This window comes from Nocardioides sp. (assembly GCF_035429765.1).
Lineage (GTDB): Bacteria > Actinomycetota > Actinomycetes > Propionibacteriales > Nocardioidaceae > Nocardioides.
Genome location: NZ_DAOMFK010000255.1, coordinates 1 through 3,739 on the forward strand (window position 1 = coordinate 1; position 3,739 = coordinate 3,739).

Below are 3,739 nucleotides of genomic sequence, written 5' to 3' on the forward strand. Positions count from 1 at the left end.
CGTGGTGTCCGAGGGGGGACTTGAACCCCCACGCCCTAATACGGGCACTAGCACCTCAAGCTAGCGCGTCTGCCAATTCCGCCACCCGGACGAGTGCGGGGGAACTGTAGCAAAACACCCCCCGAGGGCGCGCATCGGGAGAACCGGCTCGGGGTGCCAGGATGGACGCTATGCGCGCCGTCCCCGAGGACCCCGACGCCGGCACCGACCCGGGCTACGACCCGGCCGCGGAGGTGGTGGGCCTGACCAGCGACCTGATCCGGATCGACACATCGAACTACGGCGACGACAGCGGTCCGGGCGAGCGGGCGGCGGCCGAGCACGTCGCCGGTCTGCTCGACGAGGTGGGGATCGCCAGCGAGCTGCACGAGCTCGCACCGGGGCGCACCCAGCTGGTGGCGCGGTGGGGGAGCGGCGCCGGGGACGCGCTCCTGGTGCACGGACACCTCGACGTGGTGCCGGCCCAGGCTTCGGAGTGGCGGGTGCCGCCGTTCTCCGGCGAGGTTCGCGACGGGTACGTCTGGGGGCGTGGCGCCGTCGACATGAAGGACTTCGACGCGATGGTGCTGTCGGTGGTGCGGGCCCGGGCCCGAGCCGGAGCCGACCCGGCACGCCCCGTGGTGCTGTGCTTCACCGCCGACGAGGAGGCGGGGGGCGCCGCCGGTGCGGACCCGCTGGTGCGCGAGCACCCGGACCTGTTCGAGGGCTGCACCGAGGCGGTGGGCGAGGTGGGCGGGTTCAGCGTCCCCGTCCGTGGGCGCCGGGTCTACCTGATCGAGAGCGCGGAGAAGGGCATGGCCTGGCTCCGCCTGACCGCCCGGGGCCGGGCGGGGCACGGGTCGATGATCAACCACGACAACGCCGTCACCACCCTGGCCGCCGCCGTGGCCCGGATCGGCAGCCACGACTGGCCGGTCCGGCTCACGCCGACCATGGAGGTCCTCCTGGCGTCGGTCGGGGAGCTCGCCGGCGTCGAGGCGACCCCGGCGAACGCCGAGACGCTGGTGGAGGAGTTCGGGGGCGCGGCCCGGATGCTGGGGGCGGTGCTGCGCAACACCGTCAACCCGACGATGCTCGGCGGCGGGTACAAGGTCAACGTGGTGCCCAGCGAGGCAACCGCCCACGTGGACGGCCGGTTCCTGCCCGGCTGCGAGGACGAGTTCTTCGACACCCTGGCCCGGCTCTGCGGCGACGCGGTCACCGTCGAGGCGGTGGCCCACCAGCCGCCGTGGGAGATGCCGTACGACGGAGCGCTGGTCGACGCCATGACCCGGTCGCTGCTCGCGGAGGACCCCGAGGCGCTGGTCGCGCCGTACCTGATGAGTGGCGGCACCGATGCGAAGTACTTCGGCCGGCTGGGCATCCGCACCTACGGGTTCGCGCCTCTGCGGCTGCCCGACGACCTGGACTTCACCGCGCTGTTCCACGGCGTCGACGAACGGGTCCCCACAGAGGCGCTGGAGTTCGGCACACGCGTCCTGGACCGCTTCTTCGACCTGGTCTGACGACTCGCTCAGATCTGCGGTGCGAGGTGCAGCGTGGGCCGCAGCCGGATGATCTTGCGGCGCAGCACCACCCGCCTCGTGCCGTCCGGCGACACCCGGACGGAGTCCAGCTCCCAGCCGCCGTGCTCGGCGCGCTCGACCAGGAGCCTGGTGACCACGTTCCGGGAGAGCTCGCGCGGGAGGGTGAGCCGCTGGAACTCCCACTCCACCCCACGTCCCGGGGCTCGTCGGTCCGCACGGGGACTCATCCGGGTGTCCCGGACACGTCGTCGAGCGCCTCGGCGATCTCGCCGGGCAGGGTGAGCTCCTCGGCTGACAGGGCCTGCCGGAGCTGCGCGGTGGTCCGGGCACCCACCACCGGCGCGGTGACCCCGGGTCTGTCCCGCACCCAGGTGAGCGCCACCTGCAGGGGGCTCCACTGCAGGCCGTCCGCGGCGCGGACCACTGCCTCCACGACCCTGCTGCTGCGGTCGTCGAGGTAGGCCTCGACGAACCGCGCCAGGTCAGTGGAGGCGGCGCGCGAGTCGGCGGGGGTACCGGTCCGGTACTTGCCGGTAAGCACCCCCCGCCCCAGCGGCGACCAGGGCAGCACCCCCAGGCCCAGCGCCCGCGCCGCCGGCAGCACCTCGGCCTCGACCCGTCGGTTGAGCAGGGAGTACTCGACCTGGGTCGACGCGAGCGGTGCCCGGCCCGGCACGGCCCGCTGCCAGGTGGCCGCCTGCGCGGTCTGCCACCCCGAGTAGTTCGAGACGCCGACGTAGGCCGCCCGCCCGGAGGACACGGCGTGGTCGAGCGCTGCGAGGGTCTCCTCCAACGGGGTGTCCTCGACCCACACGTGCACCTGCCACAGATCCACGTGGTCCACGCCCAGCCGGCGCAACGACGCGTCCAAGGTGGCCAGCAGCGTGCCCCGGGAGCAGTCGGTGACCCGTCGACCGCTGCGACGGGAGACCCCAGCCTTGGTGGCCAGGACCACCTCGTCGCGAGCCACGACGTCCCCCAGGAGGTCCCCCAGCAGCTCCTCGGAGGCACCGTCTCCGTACGCGGCGGCGGTGTCCAGCAGGGTGCCACCGGCCTCGGCGAACGCGAGGAGCTGGTCGCGCGCCTCGTGCTCGTCGGTGTCGCGACCCCAGGTCATCGTGCCCAGGCCCAGACGCGAGACCTTCAGGCCGGTGCGGCCCAGCGCGCGCTGCTGCATGCGCTGAGACTAGCCAGCCCCCACCAGCGGGGCGTCTGCGGCTCGCCGTCGGCGATGGCTGCGTAGGCTGGGCGCCGGCCGGGTGCCCGACACGGCTGCTGGGACCGCTGGAAGGACACCGATGACCTACTTCGAGGCGATCATCCTCGGCATCGTCGAGGGCCTCACCGAGTTCCTCCCGGTCTCCAGCACAGGGCACCTCACCGTGGTCGAGAAGATGCTCGGCCTTCCTGTCGACGACCCTGCGATCACGGCGTACACCGCGGTGATCCAGATGGGCGCGATCGCGGCCGTGCTGATCTACTTCTGGAGCGACATCCGGCGCATCGCGGTGGCCTGGGCCAAGGGCCTGGTCCGGCCGGAGTACCGCGGCTCGTTCGACCACCGCTACGGCTGGTTCATCATCGTCGGCTCGATCCCGATCGGCGTCGTGGGGTTCCTGGCCCGTGACGTCATCTCGGGGCCGCTGCGTTCGCTGTGGTGGGTGGGCGCCTCGCTGATCTTCTGGTGCGCGGTCATGGTGGTGGCCGAGTCGCGCGGCCGGCAGGACCGTGGCGAGCGTCAGCTCACCCTCAAGGACACCTTCGTGATCGGGCTCGTGCAGTGCTTCGCGCTGGTGCCGGGCGTGTCGCGGTCCGGGGCGACCATCTCCGCCGGGCTGCTGCGGAACCTCGACCGCGTCACCGCCACCCGGCTGAGCTTCTACCTCTCGATCCCCGCGCTGACCGCTGCCGGCCTGTTCGAGCTCAAGGACGTCGTGGGCAGCCACATCGGGATCGGCCAGACCGTGGTCGGCACGCTGGTCAGCTTCGTGGTGGCCTACGCCGCCATCGCCTGGCTGCTGCGCTTCGTCGCGCACCACACCATCGTGTGGTTCGTGCCCTACCGGCTCCTCGTCGGCGGCGCCGTGCTGCTGGCGCTGGGCACCGGGTGGGCGTCGGCCACCTGACCCGGAACCGGCACAGCGCGGAAGATCCCCGCCACCTGGTGGCTGTTGCGAAATCGCCGGGTGGGGTGCGTGACTGGGGCGGGTCGT

General features: G+C 72.5%; 4 protein-coding genes and 1 tRNA gene. 2 read left to right on the plus strand and 3 right to left on the minus strand.

Annotated features, from left to right (window positions below):
* Positions 1–2 precede the first annotated feature (2 nt).
* Positions 3–91: transfer RNA gene (locus PLP61_RS15660), tRNA-Leu, on the minus strand.
* Positions 92–170: 79 nt separating this feature from the next.
* Between PLP61_RS15660 and PLP61_RS15665 the strand changes: the two genes are divergently transcribed.
* The gene (locus PLP61_RS15665; protein WP_324503687.1) at positions 171–1,505 is read left to right on the plus strand and encodes a M20/M25/M40 family metallo-hydrolase; all 1,335 of its coding nucleotides are present in this window, start codon (positions 171–173) and stop codon (positions 1,503–1,505) included.
* Between the two features lie 8 nt (positions 1,506–1,513).
* Here the strand turns inward: PLP61_RS15665 and PLP61_RS15670 are convergent, their stop codons facing one another.
* Positions 1,514–1,753, minus strand: coding sequence for a DUF5703 family protein (locus PLP61_RS15670; RefSeq protein ID WP_324503688.1), 240 nt, complete (start codon positions 1,751–1,753; stop codon positions 1,514–1,516).
* Positions 1,750–2,703 (minus strand): aldo/keto reductase, encoded by a 954-nt coding sequence (locus PLP61_RS15675; protein WP_324503689.1) that lies wholly within the window; start codon positions 2,701–2,703, stop codon positions 1,750–1,752. The genes PLP61_RS15670 and PLP61_RS15675 overlap by 4 nt, the downstream gene beginning before the upstream one ends.
* Positions 2,704–2,824: 121 nt before the next feature.
* Between PLP61_RS15675 and PLP61_RS15680 the strand changes: the two genes are divergently transcribed.
* Complete coding sequence (locus tag PLP61_RS15680; RefSeq protein WP_324503690.1) at positions 2,825–3,652, plus strand: undecaprenyl-diphosphate phosphatase; 828 nt, start codon at positions 2,825–2,827, stop codon at positions 3,650–3,652.
* The last annotated feature ends 87 nt before the right edge of the window (positions 3,653–3,739 follow it).